The sequence below is a fragment of the Pseudomonas parakoreensis genome (assembly GCF_021602155.1).
Lineage (GTDB): Bacteria > Pseudomonadota > Gammaproteobacteria > Pseudomonadales > Pseudomonadaceae > Aquipseudomonas > Aquipseudomonas parakoreensis.
The window spans coordinates 64697-80835 of record NZ_BQHY01000006.1; the positions used below are offsets into that span (position 1 = coordinate 64697).

At 60.3% G+C, this 16139-nt stretch carries 16 protein-coding genes; 2 read left to right on the forward strand and 14 right to left on the reverse strand.

What is annotated here, in order from left to right:
* Positions 1-8: 8 nt before the first annotated feature.
* From L6D63_RS10715 to L6D63_RS10740, 6 genes are read right to left on the reverse strand one after another with little or no spacing between them, the layout of a single operon-like run.
* Positions 9-410, reverse strand: a complete 402-nt coding sequence (locus L6D63_RS10715; protein ID WP_131671590.1) for a type IV pilin protein — start codon at positions 408-410, stop codon at positions 9-11.
* A 15-nt stretch (positions 411-425) separates the two neighbouring features.
* Positions 426-3515 carry a pilus assembly protein gene (locus L6D63_RS10720; RefSeq protein ID WP_131671589.1) on the reverse strand — a complete coding sequence of 1030 codons (3090 nt, stop codon included), beginning with the start codon at positions 3513-3515 and terminating at the stop codon, positions 426-428.
* Positions 3502-3981, reverse strand: a complete 480-nt coding sequence (locus L6D63_RS10725) for a pilus assembly PilX family protein (protein WP_131671588.1) — start codon at positions 3979-3981, stop codon at positions 3502-3504. The genes L6D63_RS10720 and L6D63_RS10725 overlap by 14 nt, the downstream gene beginning before the upstream one ends.
* A gap of 11 nt (positions 3982-3992) precedes the next feature.
* Entirely contained in the window at positions 3993-4706 is a 714-nt protein-coding gene (locus L6D63_RS10730; RefSeq protein WP_131671587.1) for a PilW family protein, read from the reverse strand.
* Entirely contained in the window at positions 4703-5152 is a 450-nt protein-coding gene (gene pilV / locus L6D63_RS10735; RefSeq protein WP_041065314.1) for a type IV pilus modification protein PilV, read from the reverse strand. Before pilV ends, L6D63_RS10730 begins: the two co-directional genes overlap by 4 nt.
* A complete protein-coding gene (locus L6D63_RS10740; protein ID WP_095668286.1) occupies positions 5149-5622 on the reverse strand; it encodes a GspH/FimT family pseudopilin in 474 nt (157 codons plus the stop codon). Before L6D63_RS10740 ends, pilV begins: the two co-directional genes overlap by 4 nt.
* Before the next feature lie 131 nt (positions 5623-5753).
* On the opposite strand from L6D63_RS10740, the gene L6D63_RS10745 reads away from it, so the two are divergent.
* Complete coding sequence (locus L6D63_RS10745; RefSeq protein WP_131671586.1) at positions 5754-6323, forward strand: GspH/FimT family pseudopilin; 570 nt, start codon at positions 5754-5756, stop codon at positions 6321-6323.
* Here the strand turns inward: L6D63_RS10745 and ispH are convergent.
* The 6 genes from ispH to murJ all read right to left on the reverse strand — a co-directional run bounded on the left by ispH (position 6280) and on the right by murJ (position 13860).
* A complete protein-coding gene (gene ispH / locus L6D63_RS10750) occupies positions 6280-7224 on the reverse strand; it encodes a 4-hydroxy-3-methylbut-2-enyl diphosphate reductase (RefSeq protein ID WP_047296652.1) in 945 nt (314 codons plus the stop codon). The genes L6D63_RS10745 and ispH overlap by 44 nt on opposite strands.
* Before the next feature lie 234 nt (positions 7225-7458).
* Positions 7459-7896 (reverse strand): FKBP-type peptidyl-prolyl cis-trans isomerase, encoded by a 438-nt coding sequence (gene fkpB, locus L6D63_RS10755; RefSeq protein ID WP_179295010.1) that lies wholly within the window; start codon positions 7894-7896, stop codon positions 7459-7461.
* Between the two features lie 7 nt (positions 7897-7903).
* On the reverse strand, positions 7904-8416 hold the full coding sequence (lspA, locus tag L6D63_RS10760; RefSeq protein WP_041065299.1) for a signal peptidase II: 513 nt from the start codon (positions 8414-8416) through the stop codon (positions 7904-7906).
* Entirely contained in the window at positions 8409-11240 is a 2832-nt protein-coding gene (ileS, locus tag L6D63_RS10765) for an isoleucine--tRNA ligase (protein ID WP_131671585.1), read from the reverse strand. Before ileS ends, lspA begins: the two co-directional genes overlap by 8 nt.
* A 13-nt stretch (positions 11241-11253) precedes the next feature.
* Positions 11254-12192: a bifunctional riboflavin kinase/FAD synthetase gene (ribF, locus tag L6D63_RS10770; RefSeq protein WP_003228347.1), complete on the reverse strand. Its 939-nt coding sequence runs from the start codon at positions 12190-12192 to the stop codon at positions 11254-11256.
* A gap of 129 nt (positions 12193-12321) precedes the next feature.
* On the reverse strand, positions 12322-13860 hold the full coding sequence (gene murJ, locus L6D63_RS10775) for a murein biosynthesis integral membrane protein MurJ (protein WP_047296659.1): 1539 nt from the start codon (positions 13858-13860) through the stop codon (positions 12322-12324).
* Positions 13861-14112: 252 nt separating this feature from the next.
* On the opposite strand from murJ, the gene rpsT reads away from it, so the two are divergent.
* The gene (gene rpsT / locus L6D63_RS10780) at positions 14113-14385 is read left to right on the forward strand and encodes a 30S ribosomal protein S20 (protein WP_003228351.1); all 273 of its coding nucleotides are present in this window, start codon (positions 14113-14115) and stop codon (positions 14383-14385) included.
* Positions 14386-14506: 121 nt separating this feature from the next.
* On the opposite strand, the gene L6D63_RS10785 is transcribed toward rpsT, so the two are convergent.
* Positions 14507-14974 (reverse strand): CreA family protein, encoded by a 468-nt coding sequence (locus L6D63_RS10785; RefSeq protein WP_003228353.1) that lies wholly within the window; start codon positions 14972-14974, stop codon positions 14507-14509.
* A 12-nt stretch (positions 14975-14986) separates the two neighbouring features.
* Positions 14987-16105 (reverse strand): glutamate 5-kinase, encoded by a 1119-nt coding sequence (gene proB, locus L6D63_RS10790; RefSeq protein WP_131671612.1) that lies wholly within the window; start codon positions 16103-16105, stop codon positions 14987-14989.
* Between the last annotated feature and the right edge of the window lie 34 nt (positions 16106-16139).

The window sequence follows — 16139 nt, forward strand, 5'->3', positions numbered from 1 at the left end:
AAGTTACCTCAGCGGCCCCAGCAATCCTTGGTGGTCAGCCCGGTGGTAGCGTTGTTCATGCTTCTGACGCCGGTGTTGGTCAGGGTGAAATCCCCGCACTTGTCGCTCGCCATGGTCGTACCGGCCTTGCGGGTGGCGGTCAGCAGGAAGGTCTGGTCAGCGATCGTCGGGGTGATGGTGTAAAAATCATTGCCCGTGCTCAGACCGGTGATGCCGGTGTAGACGTTGTTTTTGGTGTAGAAGCGCTCGAGGATCTGCGCCTGTTCCGAAAGCAGCGACACCACTTCGGCGCGCCGGCCCTTTTTCAGGTACTCGGTGTAGCTCGGTGCGGCGATGGTGATGATGATCCCGATGATCGCAATCACGATCATGATCTCGATCAGGGTGAAGCCCCGGTTGAATCTGCGCATGCCTCAAACTCTCACTTACTGTATTTGTCGCCACATGATACGACGGCTGCCGCCACCGGATTTTTCCACCAGCGTGGTCACGGTGCCACTGGAATCGTTGACGAGCTTGCGAGTCCCGCCGTTGACGATGGCGTTCAGGGTCGGAATCCCGCCGGTGAAAACCACGCCACTGGAAATCGTGTCGTTGCTGTCGACCACGCCATCGGAATTGGTGTCGAGCACCGCGTAGTTGAGCATCTTACCGCTGAACGCATCGAGTTCGACCAGTTTGCCGGTACCGAAACTGGCACAAGGGTCCGTGGTGTCGACACTGGCGGTGGTAAACACGATGCGTCCGAGCACCAGACTGGCCTGATTGATCACCCGCTCGCCGGTCAGCACATTGTTGTACACCAAAGGCAGATACCAGCCCTTCTCCCCCGGATAGGTCGTGTCGTTCTGGCTGGTGGTGATGAACTGTCCGGTGCTGCCGGAGAACACGCCTGTCACCGCCTGCGCCTGCAGGCTGCTGACCGTCAACTGTCCGGAACCGCCGTCGGCATCCCACACTGAGTAGAACGCCTGCAAATCCTTGTTGGTCTTGTCGGCGGTCTCGTTGAATTTGCCGGTGCCGACGAAGATCTGTTTGCCCCCCAGCGAATTGTCCGCCAGCAGCGGCTGCGCGGTGATCGGCTGAGTCGCCCCGCCCGCCGTGGTGAACAGTGGTTTGCCGGAAAACGCCACGCCCCAGCTGTCGGTCGACGTCGCGCTCAGATCGAATTTCCACAGGCGCCCTTTCAAATCACCGCCGTAGGCGGCCTGCACCACGTTCGAAGAATTGACCTTGAGCTTGACCGACGACAGACCATTGGTGGTCTCGGTGCTGTCGATGACGATCTTCTTGATCAACGAACCGTCACGCACATCCAGCACATACAAAGCCGCCACTCCGGAGTTGCTGCCATAACCATTGGCAATGAACGCCGCCCAGCGACCATCGGCCAAGCGTGCCACTTCCGGGCGCGCGTAGGCATAACCCAGATCATTAAATGCGTTGGCTGTGTTCGCTGTGGCGGGTGCGCTGACTTCCCACAAGGCATTGAGCACATTGCCCGCAGACGCGTCGAACAGTTGCAGCGCGTAGAAAGTCTTGCCGCCAGCACCGGTGCCGCCGATGGCCAGGGTTTTCCAGGCGCTGTTGATTTGCGCGTCATACACACCAACCTGGCCGTCCACCAGAAATTTATGGCTGACGCCATTGATGTACGCCGGATCGGCAATCAGCCGCAGGGACGGCAACACGCTGGACGGCATGTAGGCATAACGTCGAGTGCCGTTGGCCGAGTTGATCACGTTGACGAAGCCGTCGTTGGCGTTCACCACCAGACTCGAATTCATGTTCGCTGCCTTGGTGGTCAGGTACGTGGTGTAAGTGGTGTCGCCCGACAGGTCGGAGGCGGTTTTATCACTGGGCGAAGCCAGCACCAGTGGCGAGTTGATGATGTCGCCGAGCAATACGCTGCGCACCTTTAGCCCGGTCTTGTTGGTGCCCTTGCTCCACTCCACCAGATCGCTGCCGCTGATGCCGGTGGGCAGGCTCTGGCTGAGCGCCGTCTGTTGGGACGCGGAAAAGTTGCCGTAGGCCAGCGTCACGGCGGCGTTGCTGCTGGTGTTCCACGATTGATAGGTCGGTGCGGTCGCGCCCGGGACAATGGTGGTATCGGTGGTCCACAGGGCCGCCGAGGTGTTCACCGCGCCCGCCGAAGTGAAGCCGAATGACTTGATCGTGCCACGCCAGTCCTTGGGGTCGTAGCTGGTCTGGAAATAACTGGTGCCACTGGCCAGCGTGGTGCCGCTGGTGACTCCCGCGCCACCGGAACCGGCCTTGGAGGTGATATCGCTCAACGCCGAAGACAATGCGGTGTTGAGACCGGTGCTGTCGGTCGCCTGGTAATAGCGGCCCTGCCCGTAGCTGGCAGCGTCCGAGAGCATGTCGTTGTCGGCGGTAAAACCGACGGTATAGGTATTCATGTTCTGCTTGGGAAAATCCACCGCGTTCCAGCTTTTGCCGGCAGCGTCTGTCCCCGTCGAACGCATGTCGATGTCGAACGCAAACTTGGCAATGTCATCCAGATACAGCGTGTCACCCTCGTTATCGCCATTGGGGTTGTTGCCGTCATTGTTGATGCCGTCCCAGTTCGGCAGACGACTGCCGCCCAACGGATCATTGCTCGGGAAGGTGCGGTCGTAGGTCGGCAAACCGTCGGTGATGACCACGCCGTAGTTTTTCTGGCAGCGGTACTGGATCGGACTGGTGTAAGTCGTCGGCGTGCTGTTGTAGTACGGCGCCATGCCGCGCATGTAGCGGGTGATTTCGTAGTAGGTTTCCGCCAGCGGCGTGTTGGCCACGGCACCTAAAGCGTTGATCGAGGAAATCAGCGCATTGTAGTTGGTGTCGGCCTGCGCCTGGGTCACGCTGCCGGACACCGGAGACAGGTCGCTGATGCCGCGGGCAATGTAGCCACCATTCCCGGGATTGTTGTTGGTGACCGGGTTGAAGGTCGACAGGCCCATGCGCAAGTTACGGTTGCTGGTGACCAGGGCGGTGGACACGTTGCGCGCGACGTTGATCCGGTAGTCGTTGGGAATCGCCCCGGTGGTGAAGTCGCGGGTGCCGTTGTTGATCGCCAGACTGACCACATAAGCAATGTAATCCCCCGTGTAGCGCGTATTGCCGCCGCCCACCGGATCAGGCAGTTTCAGGCACAGCGGTGCAATGCTGTTGTTGTAAAAGGCGAAGGCGCCGCCGGAACAGCCGGATGTCGGCAGGTTCGATAAAAACACCGGATCGCCGGTAATCGCTGGCGCATTCAATGCCGAACACAGGCCAAGAAACGCATTGCACTGCCGGGCCGGGGTGCGCGTGACGTTCGGGTCGAATCCTGCCGCGTAAATGATGCTGTTCATGCTGCCGGAATCGTCGATCAGCAACATTACGTTGGGCGGCACCGCCGCTGCGCTCAAGAGTGGCGAATCGGACGGCGTGAACGCATACGCCGGCGCCGCCAGATACAAGCCCAGCAGCATGCCCGTCAACAGTGTCCGGCAGCGCTCAATACTTCGCATAGACACTCTCCACCACACTGCGCGAAGTGCCAGCGATACCGATCGCAGTGACCCGATACAGGGTCGCCGACGTGTTGCTCGGCACGTTGACCGCCGTCAGAGTGGTACCGATGTTCTGTACACCATAAAAGCCGTTACCGGCTGCGATCCACGTTACGCCGGAAGTCGAATTGAGCCCCGCCGCACTGACCACCGAGGACTCTGCTGGCGGCGCACACTGCGTGGTATTGGCACACACCGCCAGCGAGTAGCTGTCGAGTTGCACCGCACTCTCGCCGATACGCAGCGCGGCCTCGGCGGTCTGGAACGACTGATTGCGCAGGCTGACGCTGCCGGCCATTTTCTCCTGCAGGTTGGCGCTCTGCATCGAGGACAGCCCGATCAAGGTCAACAGCAACAGGAACACCAGACTGACCAGCAGCGCCATTCCGCGCTGGTTTTGCCGCTGGTTGAATGCAACTTTCATCAGCCCGGCCCTCACTGCAAGCGGTTGCGCAATGCGGCAACCACGTTGAAGGTTTGATTGGCCACCCGATTGTTCGGGTCGGTGAGGGTCAGGCTCAGGCGCACACTGCGGATACGCGCCGGATCACTGGGGTTGGCGCTGTAAGAGGAAGCCGCGACGTCAGTGGCGGACGCGGCCAGGCCGAAGATCACATTAAAGGCACTGACGTTATTCACCAGCACCTGTTGGGTCGGGGTGCCGCTGCCGGTGCCTATGAGAATCTGGTTGTTGCTGAAGCTGTAGATCAAACGGCGGATCGGAAAGGCGATCTGCCCGCTCGCCGCCGCCCGCAACCCGGTATAGGCCGTGGCGCTGTTGCGGCAATCGGAGAGCACCGTCCAGGTCGGTGTGCCGCCACTGCCGCCAACATCGGCGGTGACCAGGGTCAGCTTGAGGTTGCTGTTGTCCCAGTTGATCGGCGTAACCTGCGCCGCGTAGAAATCCCCTGCCGAACTCGCGTCAGTAATCGTGCCCAGGCAGCCAAACATGCCGACCATGCGCAGTTCCTGGATCATCTTGCTCAGGACAAAACGCGCGTCTTCCTGCATCGCAGCGGCGGTGTTCTGGCTGACGTAAGTGTTTTTGGCTGCAAGGAACGTCTGCACCACCCCCAGTACGATGATCAGCCCAAGCGCCAACGCGATGAGCATTTCGATCAGGCCGAACCCTCGCTGATCATGCTTCATGGCGTGGCCACCGGGTCGACCGTGGCGCGACTGGTCAGAACGAAGCTGCGTGTGGTACCGGTGGCATTCGCGGCCCGCGAGTCATTCCAGTTGATGGTGATGGTGTACACCCGCTGATTGAGGGTGATCGTGCCCGTGGCGGTGGGCCCGCCGAAATTGACGATGTTGGTGGTGAAGTCGTAAAGATCCTGATCGCGGGCCACGCCGAGATTGCCCGAGGTCGGCGGCGTCACCGTGTAGTCGGCGGCAGCGTTGGCGCGGATGCGGTCCATCATGTCGTAGGCGATAAAGCTGGCCTGACTGGTCATCCGTGAACTGTCGGTGTATTTGAGCGCATTGAGCTGCACGGCGGCTGCGCCCAATATCCCGACCGTCAGAATCAGCAACGCGACCAGCACTTCGATCAGCGACATGCCCTCCTGTGCCTGTGTGCTCCCTGCCCTCATCCGCAACTTCCACCCGATTGAATTCGTCCGTTCAGACACACGTTCAGCGTCCTGCTTTGCGTTCCCAGCACGTAACTGATGGCCACCGCTGTCGACGGCGCCGCCAGGCCACCCAGATTATTGAAATCCAGTGCGGACACTCCTGAGGGTAGCGTCAGAGTCGCGCCGCTGCTCATCGCTGGAACAACCCGCAATACATTGGCCGCAGTGCCAGTACCGTCGTAGACCGACAATTCGCCGGTCCACACGCTGCCGCCGGCGCTCGGGCGCAAGCGTGTGGTCACGCCGCGATCAATCGCCTCCAGCCGCGCAAAGTTGATGGCACGCTGCAGGTCGCCCATTTCCGTATCGGCCTTGCTGCTCTGGATCGAGCGGGTGAAACCCGGCACCGCCAGGGTGATGAGGATCACCATCACGGCGACCGCAGCCAACAACTCGGGCAGCGTGAAACCTTTTGTACGATGATCCATCGATGCCCTCCGTTGCCGTCGGCTATACCTGCTTCTACAAACTAGAACATTCAACCGGCCTGCGTCGGTTGATTTGCCCTGCCCGGCGAAAAGGATCGTGCCGGGCTTCATGCTCCACGGAGGGAGTCGTCATGCCGCAACAGGGTTTCAGCCTGATCGAATTGCTTATGGGACTGGCGATTGGCGCAATTGTTCTGTCACTGGTCAGTCCGGCGTTCGCCGCCTTCACCGAGTCGACTCATCGCGAGCAGGCAGCGCGGTCGCTGCTCGAGGGCATTCGCAACGCCCGCACCCTGGCCATCACCCGCAACCAGAGTGTGGTAATCCATGGCATCAATGGCGACTGGAGTCAGGGCTGGCGGATCATTCTGGATCTCAACGGCAAGGGGCCGCAGGACAGCAGCAATCCGCTGCTGGTGGAGCAGGCGAGTGACGGACGAATACCGATCGTCGGCAATTGGGCGGTAAGTCGTTATGTGCGTTTCAGCAGTCTGGGACAACCGCTGATGCCCGGGCGGGCGTTTCAGGCGGGGACGCTACATATCTGCTCGGCACGCGAGCCGGTCAGCCAACTCCAGGTGGTGCTGGCGGCAACCGGTCGGGTGCGCCTGACCAGCGCAAAGGCTGAGCAGGCACTGTGCCTGAAGACGAAGAACGTCAGATCGAGCGGACGCGCAGCTCTTTCGGCATCGAGAAGGTGATGTTCTCTTCGCGGCCGGCCAGCTCATCGGCACCCGTCGCGCCCCAGGCCTGCAACTGCTGGATAACGCCGCGCACCAGAACTTCCGGCGCGGAGGCTCCGGCGGTGATGCCGATGCGCTCAACGCCATCGAACCAGCTTTTCTGCAGGTCTTCGGCGCCGTCGATCAGGTAGGCCGGCGTGGCCATGCGTTCGGCCAGTTCACGCAGGCGATTGGAGTTGGAGCTGTTCGGGCTGCCCACCACCAATACCACATCACAATCGTCAGCCAGTTGCTTGACCGCGTCCTGGCGGTTTTGCGTGGCGTAGCAGATGTCGTCCTTGCGCGGACCACCGATAGCCGGGAAACGTGTGCGCAAGGCATCGATCACGCGACTGGTGTCGTCCATCGACAGAGTGGTCTGGGTCACGAATGCCAGTTTTTCCGGGTTACGCACTTGCAGTTCGGCCACGTCTTTTTCGTCTTCGACGAGGTAGATCGCGCCGCCATTGCTGGCGTCGTACTGGCCCATGGTGCCCTCGACTTCCGGGTGACCGGCATGACCGATCAGAATGCACTCACGACCATCGCGACTGTATTTGGCGACCTCGATGTGCACCTTGGTCACCAGCGGGCACGTGGCGTCGAATACTTTCAGGCCACGGCCGGCAGCTTCATTGCGCACGGCCTGGGAAACACCGTGAGCACTGAAGATCACGATGACGTCGTCCGGCACTTGATCCAGTTCTTCGACGAAGATCGCGCCACGGTTGCGCAGGTCTTCGACCACGAACTTGTTGTGCACCACTTCATGACGCACATAGATCGGTGGCCCGAAGACTTCCAGGGCGCGATTGACGATTTCGATCGCCCGGTCCACGCCGGCGCAGAAGCCACGGGGGTTGGCGAGTTTGATTTGCATGCTGTGCCTCGTGTCTTGCGCGCAAGAAATAGCGAAAACGGTTGAAAACATTGTGGGAGCGAGCCTGTTGTGGCGAGGGGATTTATCCCCGATCGATTGCGAAGCCATCGTCAAAACAAGTCAACGCGTTCCGGTTCTGGATCGCGGTGATCGGATTCGGGGGCGCTTCGCACCCCATCGGGGATAAATCCCCTCACCACAAAAGCCCATTCCCACACTGGTTCTGCTGTGTACTCAGATCGCTTTGACGTTGATGATCTCGACGTCAAAGGTCAGCGTCTTGCCTGACAGCGGGTGGTTGAAGTCGATGGTCACTTGCGCGTCGTCGAACGCTTTCACCACACCCGGCAGCTCAGTATTGGCCGCATCCTTGAAGATCACCAGTAAACCCGGCGACAGTTCCATGTCGACAAACTGCGAACGCGAGATGATCTGTACGTTTTGCGGGTTCGGCTGGCCGAAGGCGTTTTCCGGCTCAACGGTCAGCGTACGCTTGTCGCCGGCCTTGAAGCCGAACAATGCCGCTTCGAAACCCGGCAGCAGGTTGCCATCGCCGACCTTGAAGGTCGCCGGGGCTTTGTCGAATGTGCTGTCGACCGTGTCGCCGTTCTCCAGGCGCAATGCAAAGTGCAAAGTGACTTCCGTGTTCTGGCCGATGCGTTGCTCAGCCAATACCTGTTCAGTCATGAACGGCTTCTCCGGTTTTCTTCGATTTGAACATGTCCAGTGCCAGCATCACCGCACCCACGGTGATAGCGCTGTCGGCAAAGTTGAACGCCGGGAAGTACCAGCGGTTCTGCCAGTGCACCAGAATGAAGTCGATCACATGGCCCAGGGCAATGCGGTCATACAGATTGCCCAGCGCACCGCCCAGCACCAGCGCCAGAGCGACGGCCAGCCAGGTATCGTTGCGGCCCAGACGCTTGAGCCAGACCACCAGCACCGCACTGACCACGATCGCGATCAAGGCAAACAGCCAGCGCTGCCAGCCGGAGCTGTCAGCCAGGAAGCTGAACGCCGCGCCGGTGTTGTAGGCCAGGGTCCAGCTGAAGTAATCGGGAATGATCACGATCTGCTGGAACATTTCGAGCTTGCCTTCGAAGTAGAACTTGCTGGCCTGGTCGATGACCAGAACCAGCAAGCTCAACCAGAGCCAGCCCAACCGTCCGAAACGGCCAACGGCGTTAGGCATAGTGACGAACCTCGCCGGCGCCATCGATGTTGTCCACGCAACGGCCGCAGATTTCCGGATGTTCCGGGTTCACACCGACGTCTTCACGGCAGTGCCAGCAACGGGCGCATTTCGGGAAGGCCGATTTGACGATCTTCAGTTTCAGGCCGCTGACTTCGGTGGCTACCGCGTCCGCAGGAGCCTGAACGAAAGGTGCCACGCTGGCAGTCGAGGTGATCAGGACAAAGCGCAGCTCGTTGCTCAGCTTCGCCAGGTCGGCGCTCAGCGCGTCTTCGGCGAACAGCGTCACTTCTGCTTGCAGGTTGCCACCGACGGCTTTGGCCGCACGCTGGATTTCCATCTCTTTGTTGACTGCCACCTTCACTTCCATGATGCGATCCCAGTAGGCGCGACCCAGCTCGAAGCCTTCCGGCAGCTCGGTCAGACCTTCGTACCAGGTATTGAGCATCACCGATTCGTTGCGCTCGCCCGGCAGGTACTGCCACAGCTCGTCAGCGGTGAACGCGAGGATCGGCGCGATCCAGCGCACCAGCGCTTCGGAGATGTGGAACAGCGCGGTCTGGCACGAGCGGCGTGCCTTGCTGTCGGCGCCGGTGGTGTACTGGCGGTCCTTGATGATGTCGAGGTAGAAGCCACCCAGTTCCTGCACGCAGAAGTTGTGGATCTTCGAGTAAACGTTCCAGAAACGGTATTCGCCGTAGTGTTCTTGCAATTCGCGTTGCAGCAGCAGCGTGCGATCCACCGCCCAGCGATCCAGCGCCAGCATGTCTTCAGCCGGCAGCAGGTCGGTGGCCGGGTTGAAACCGGTCAGGTTGGAAAGCAGGAAGCGCGCGGTGTTACGGATACGACGATAAGCGTCCGCGCTGCGCTGCAGGATCTGTTCGGACACCGCCATTTCGCCGGAATAGTCGGTCGACGCGACCCACAGACGCATGATGTCGGCGCCCAGGGTGTCGTTGACTTTCTGCGGCGCGATCACGTTGCCGAGCGATTTGGACATCTTGCGCCCGGACTCATCGACGGTGAAGCCGTGGGTCAGCAGTTCGCGGTACGGCGCGTGGTTGTCGATGGCGCAACCGGTCAGCAGCGACGAGTGGAACCAGCCGCGGTGCTGGTCGGAACCTTCCAGGTACAGGTCGGCACGCGGGCCAGTCTCGTGGCCCATCGGGTGCGAACCGCGCAGGACGTGCCAGTGGGTGGTGCCCGAGTCGAACCAGACGTCGAGGGTGTCGCTGATCTTGTCGTATTGCGGCGCTTCATCGCCCAGCAGTTCGGCAGCGTCGAGTTTGAACCAGGCTTCGATGCCTTCGACTTCAACGCGCTTGGCGACTTCTTCCATCAGCTCCACGGTACGCGGGTGCAATTCGCCGCTTTCCTTGTTCAGGAAGAACGGGATCGGCACACCCCAGTTGCGCTGGCGGGAGATGCACCAGTCCGGACGGTTGGCGATCATCGAGTGCAGGCGCGCCTGGCCCCAGGCCGGCACGAATTTGGTGTCTTCAATGGCTTTGAGCGAGCGCTGACGCAGGGTGTCACCGGACACAGGCTCTTTGTCCATGCCGATGAACCACTGCGCGGTGGCGCGGTAGATCAGCGGGGTCTTGTGGCGCCAGCAGTGCATGTAGCTGTGTTCGATGACGGTGGTGTGCATCAGCGCACCGACTTCGGTCAGTTTGTCGACGATGGCCGGGGTGGCCTTCCAGATGAACTGGCCGCCGAAGAATTCCAGCGACGGCACGTACACGCCGTTGCTTTGCACCGGGTTGAGGATGTCATCGTTGACCATGCCGTATTTCTTGCAGGTCACGAAGTCGTCCACACCGTAGGCCGGAGCGGAGTGAACCACACCGGTGCCGGCGCCCAGTTCGACGTAGTCGGCCAGGTACACCGGCGACAGGCGGTCGTAGAACGGGTGGCGGAAGTTGATCAGTTCCAGCGCCGAACCCGGCGCGGTGGCCAGTACGGTGCCTTCAACGCCGTAACGGGTCAGGCAGGATTCAACCAGCTCTTCAGCCAGGACCAGCAGCTTGTCGCCGATATCCACCAGCGCGTAGTTGAACTCAGGATGAACGTTCAGTGCCTGGTTGGCCGGGATGGTCCACGGGGTGGTGGTCCAGATCACGATCGAAGCAGGCTTGCCCAGCGACGGCAGACCGAACGCGGCGGCCAGTTTGGCTTCATCGGCAATCGGGAACGCCACGTCGATGGTCGAGGACTTCTTCTTCTCGTACTCGACTTCGGCTTCGGCCAGTGCCGAACCGCAATCGAAGCACCAGTTCACCGGCTTGAGGCCCTTGAACACGAAACCGCCCTTGACGATTTCGGCGAGGGCGCGGATTTCACCGGCCTCGTTCTTGAAGTCCATGGTCTTGTACGGGTTGGCGAAATCGCCGAGGACGCCGAGACGGATGAACTCGGTCTTCTGCCCTTCGATCTGCTCGGTGGCGTAGGCACGGCACAGCTCGCGGGTCTTGTCCGCGCCCAGGTTCTTGCCGTGGGTCACTTCAACCTTGTGCTCGATCGGCAGGCCATGGCAGTCCCAACCCGGAACATACGGCGCGTCGAAACCCGACAGGGTTTTCGAGCGGATGATCATGTCCTTGAGAATCTTGTTCAGTGCGTGACCGATGTGGATCGTGCCGTTGGCGTACGGAGGGCCGTCGTGCAGGACGAACTTCGGACGATCCTTGCCAATCTCGCGCAACTTTCCGTACAGGCCAATACTGTCCCAGCGCTGCAGAATCTGCGGTTCGCGCTGTGGCAGGCCGGCCTTCATTGGGAAGGCGGTGTCCGGAAGGTTTAGCGTGGCTTTATAGTCGGTCATTTAAGGCTCTTCATTAGCGATGGGCGCTAGGTGCGGCTAGTGCACGGGCGGCGGCGACATCCGCGTTGATCGCCGTTTTCAGTGCCTCCAGGGAGGCGAAACGCTGCTCTTCACGCAGCTTTTGGTGGAAAACCACCGTCAGACGCCGGTCATACAGATCGCCGGCAAAATCCAGTAGATGAACTTCAAGGTGGGCTTTGCCGTCACCTTGGACCGTGGGCCGCACGCCGATGTTGGCGACGCCTGGCCAGGTCTTGCCGTCGATGTCCACATCCACCAGGTAAACCCCGGTGAACGGCACGCGACGACGCTTGAGTTGAATGTTGGCAGTGGGCGTACCCAGTTGCCGGGCCAGTTTCTGACCATGCAGCACGCGACCGGCAATCCGGTACGGACGGCCGAGCAAGCGTTCGGCCAAGGCAAAATCGGCGGCTGCCAACGCATTGCGCACCTGGGTGCTGCTGACGCGAATGCCATCCAGCTCGACGGTTTGCGCGGCTTCCACGGTAAAACCGTGGACCTGGCCAGCCTGCAGCAGGAAATCGAAATCGCCGAGGCGGTCGCAACCAAAGCGGAAATCGTCGCCGACTTCCAGATGCTGCACGCCGAGACCGTCCACCAGGATGGTATCGACGAATTCACTGGCGCTGAGCTTGCTCAGGCGCTGGTTGAATGCCAGGCACAACACCCGGTCGACACCTTCGGCAGCCAGCAATTGCAACTTGTCGCGCAAGCGGGCCAGACGTGCCGGCGCGGTCTCCGGGGCAAAGAACTCCCGGGGCTGCGGCTCGAAAATCACCACGCAGCTGGGTACGCCCAACTCAAGCGCACGCTCACGCAGCCGGGCCAGGATAGCCTGGTGACCACGGTGAACACCGTCAAAGTTGCCAATAGTGGCGACGCAGCCCCGATGCTGGGGGCGCAAGTTGTGGAGGCCTCGAACCAGCTGCATAACGCGCTTCTTGCTCATAAAGTGGTCGATTATAACCACACCCGACGGTCGACGACAGGCAACACCGTAACGCAAAGTGCTCGAGCCGACAAAACTGCCGGCCCGCGCCCGTATTTAAAGGCTGAAACCTCAGCTCAAAGCCTTGCGATTGAAGTCACGCAGGCGGAAACCGAGCAGCAGCAACATACCGAAATACGCCACCACACCGGCAACCACCAGCGCCCCCAGACGCAGGAAGCGCTCCAGCATGTGCCCCTGATCCCAGGCCGGCATGAAATGCATGCCCAGCAACAGAACTGCCGACATCACCGCCACCGCTACCACCAGCTTGAAACCGAACGTGTACCAGCCCGGTTGCGGCTGATACATCTTTTGCTTGCGCAGTTGATAGAACAGCAACCCGGCATTGAGGCAGGCTCCGGCACTGATCGCCAGCGCCAGACCGGCGTGTGCCAGCGGGCCGATCAACACCAGATTGAACAACTGCGTGCACACCAGCGTGAAGATTGCGATTTTCACCGGGGTGCGGATGTTCTGTTGCGCATAAAAGCCCGGCGCCAGCACTTTGATCACGATAATTCCGAGCAGACCGACAGAATAGGCAATCAGCGCACGCTGGGTCATGGACGCATCGAACGCGCTGAATTGCCCGTACTGGAACAGGGAAACGGTCAGCGGTTCGGCGAGAATCCCCAGCGCCAATGCACACGGCAGCACCAGCACAAAGCACAGGCGCAGGCCCCAGTCGAGGATCCGCGAATACTCGTGGCGATCCTTGCTCGCATAGGTCTTGGCCAATGTCGGCAGCAGAATCGTGCCCAGCGCCACTCCGAGCACGCCGGACGGCAGCTCCATCAAACGGTCAGCGTAATACATCCACGACACCGACCCGGCCACCAGGAACGAAGCGAAAATGGTGTTGATGATCAGCGAAATCTGACTCACCGAGACGCCAATAATCGCCGGCAACATCTGTTTCATCACTCGCCAGACGCCGGTATCACGCAGGTTCAGGCGTGGCAGCACCAGCATGCCGATCTTTTTCAGGTGCGGCAGTTGATAGAGCAACTGCGCCAGACCACCGACCAGTACCGCCCAGCCGAGGGCCATCACCGGCGGATCGAAATAGGGCGTCAGGAACAGCGAGAACACGATCATGCTGACGTTAAGCAAGGTCGGCACGAAGGCCGGCACCGAAAAACGGTTCCAGGTATTGAGAATCGCCCCGGCCAGCGATGACAGGGAGATCAGCAATATATAAGGGAACGTCACCCGCAACAGATCAGAGGTGAGCTGGAATTTTTCCGGCGTGTCGGTAAAACCGGGAGCCGTGGCCCAGATTACCCACGGTGCAGCGATCATCCCCAGCGCGGTAACCAGCGCCAGCACCAGGGTCAGCAGGCCGGAAACGTAAGCGATAAAGGTGCGAGTCGCCTCTTCGCCCTTTTGGCTTTTGTATTCGGCCAGAATCGGTACGAAAGCCTGCGAGAACGCCCCCTCGGCAAAGATTCGTCGCAACAGGTTGGGCAATTTGAAGGCAATGAAAAAGGCGTCCGTCGCCATTCCGGCGCCGAAGGTGCGAGCGATGAGCGTGTCACGGACGAACCCCAGAATCCGGGAAAGCATCGTGATAGAGCTGACAGCGGCCAACGATTTGAGCAGATTCATTGAGGAAATTAGTGCCTGTCGATAAACAGCAGGCGAACAATGCGCCCACTTGTGCGATACTCCGCGCCGCAACAGCACAGAGCCAAAGCTCGCGAGTTTACAGGTCAAGCGCCGGAAATAAATATCCCGCCTCTTTATACCTACCACTTAGCGGAACGTTTCAAGCGCCCTTGACAAGACTTCTCTTCATCGGCATGATTCGCGGCCTATTTTGTTTGCTATTTCCTAAAAAGTCTTTCGAGGAGCTCGACGGTGGCCAACTCACCTTCCGCCAAAAAACGTGCAAAACAGGCTGAGAAGCGTCGCAGCCACAACGCCAGCCTGCGTTCCATGGTTCGTACCTACATCAAGAATGTAGTTAAAGCCATCGACGCAAAAGACGCTGAAAAAGCTCAAGCTGCATACGTTCTGGCTGTGCCAGTTATCGACCGTATGGCCGATAAAGGCATCATCCACAAGAACAAGGCTGCTCGTCATAAGAGCCGTCTGAATGGCCACGTCAAGGCACTGAAAGAAGCTGCCTAATCGACGTAGTCATTAAAAAACCGACCCTAGGGTCGGTTTTTTATTGCCCGTGATTTGATAAACGCAGAGCAAAAAAAATGCAGGAGCGAGCAAGCTCACCCCTGCAATTGGTTTTGCGCTGTTACTGCTGCACCGGCACCCACGGCACGATCGGAATTGCGGTTACCGCATTCTGCGGACTCCCTTCGATCACGCGATCGCTGTAGACCAGGTACACCAGCGTGTTGCGCTTCTTGTCGAGGAAACGCACCACCTGCATGGTCTTGAACACCAGCGACGTGCGCTCCTTGAACACCTCGTCGCCATCCTTCAGCTCGCCCTTGAACTTGATCGGGCCAACCTGACGGCAGGCAATCGACGCCTCGGCGCGGTCCTCGGCCAGCCCCAGACCACCCTTCACCCCACCCGTCTTGGCGCGAGACAGGTAGCAGGTCACTCCATCGACTTTCGGATCATCGAAGGCCTCGACTACGATTCGGTCATTCGGGCCGACGAACTTGAATACCGTCGACACCTGACCGATTTCCTCCGCCGAAGCCAGTAATGGCAACGCCATCAACAACCCCAACAATCCTTTTGCCATGCGCATGCGTAATTTCCCTCAGACCAGAATCAGGTTGTCACGGTGAACCAGTTCCGGCTCAGCCATGTAGCCCAGCACGCCGACAATCGCATCCGACGACTGACCGATGATTTTTTGCGCCTCAAGCGCACTGTAGTTGGCCAGGCCACGGGCAATCTCGCGACCATCAGGCGCCACGCAGACCACCATTTCGCCCCGGCGAAAACTGCCCTGGACCATCTTCACCCCGACCGGCAACAGGCTCTTGTGGCCCTGCGACAATGCCGACACCGCACCTTCGTCCAGCACCAGCGTGCCGCGAGTCTGCAGATGCCCCGCCAGCCATTGCTTGCGCGCTGCCAGCATGCCGCGCTCAGGCGACAGCAGCGTGCCGATGCGCTCACCCGCCTTCAAACGATCAAGCACTCGCTCCAGACGCCCGCCGACGATGATGGTATGCGCCCCGGAACGCGCCGCCAGACGCGCCGCACGCAATTTGGTCTGCATGCCGCCACGCCCCAGCGCGCCGCCGGTGCCGCCCGCCACCGCATCCAGGGTCGGATCATCGGCACGCGCTTCGTAAATCAGTTGCGCATCAGGGTTGTTGCGCGGATCGGCATCGAACATGCCGTCGCGATCGGTGAGGATTACCAGCAGATCCGCCTCAACCAGATTGGCCACCAGCGCCGCCAGCGTGTCGTTGTCGCCGAAACGGATTTCGTCGGTGACCACGGTGTCGTTTTCGTTGATCACCGGAATGACCTTCAGCTCGACCAGCGCACGCAGGGTGCTGCGGGCATTCAGGTAACGCTTGCGGTCGGACAGGTCGTCATGGGTCAGGAGAATCTGCGCCGTGTGCCGACCATGCTCGGCAAAGCTCGATTCCCAGGCCTGCACCAGACCCATCTGACCGATTGCCGCGGCAGCCTGGAGCTCGTGCATCGCACTGGGTCGCGCGGTCCATCCGAGACGGCTCATGCCGGCAGCCACAGCACCGGAAGACACCAGCACCAGCTCGACACCCGCCTCATGCAAGGCCACCATCTGCTCGACCCAGACACTCATTGCCGCGCGATCCAGCCCTTTGCCATCAGCTGTCAGCAAAGCGCTGCCGATCTTCACGACCCAACGCTGCGCACCTGTCACCTTGCTCCGCATCATCTTCAACCTTAGCTTGAGGGCAGCGCGACCC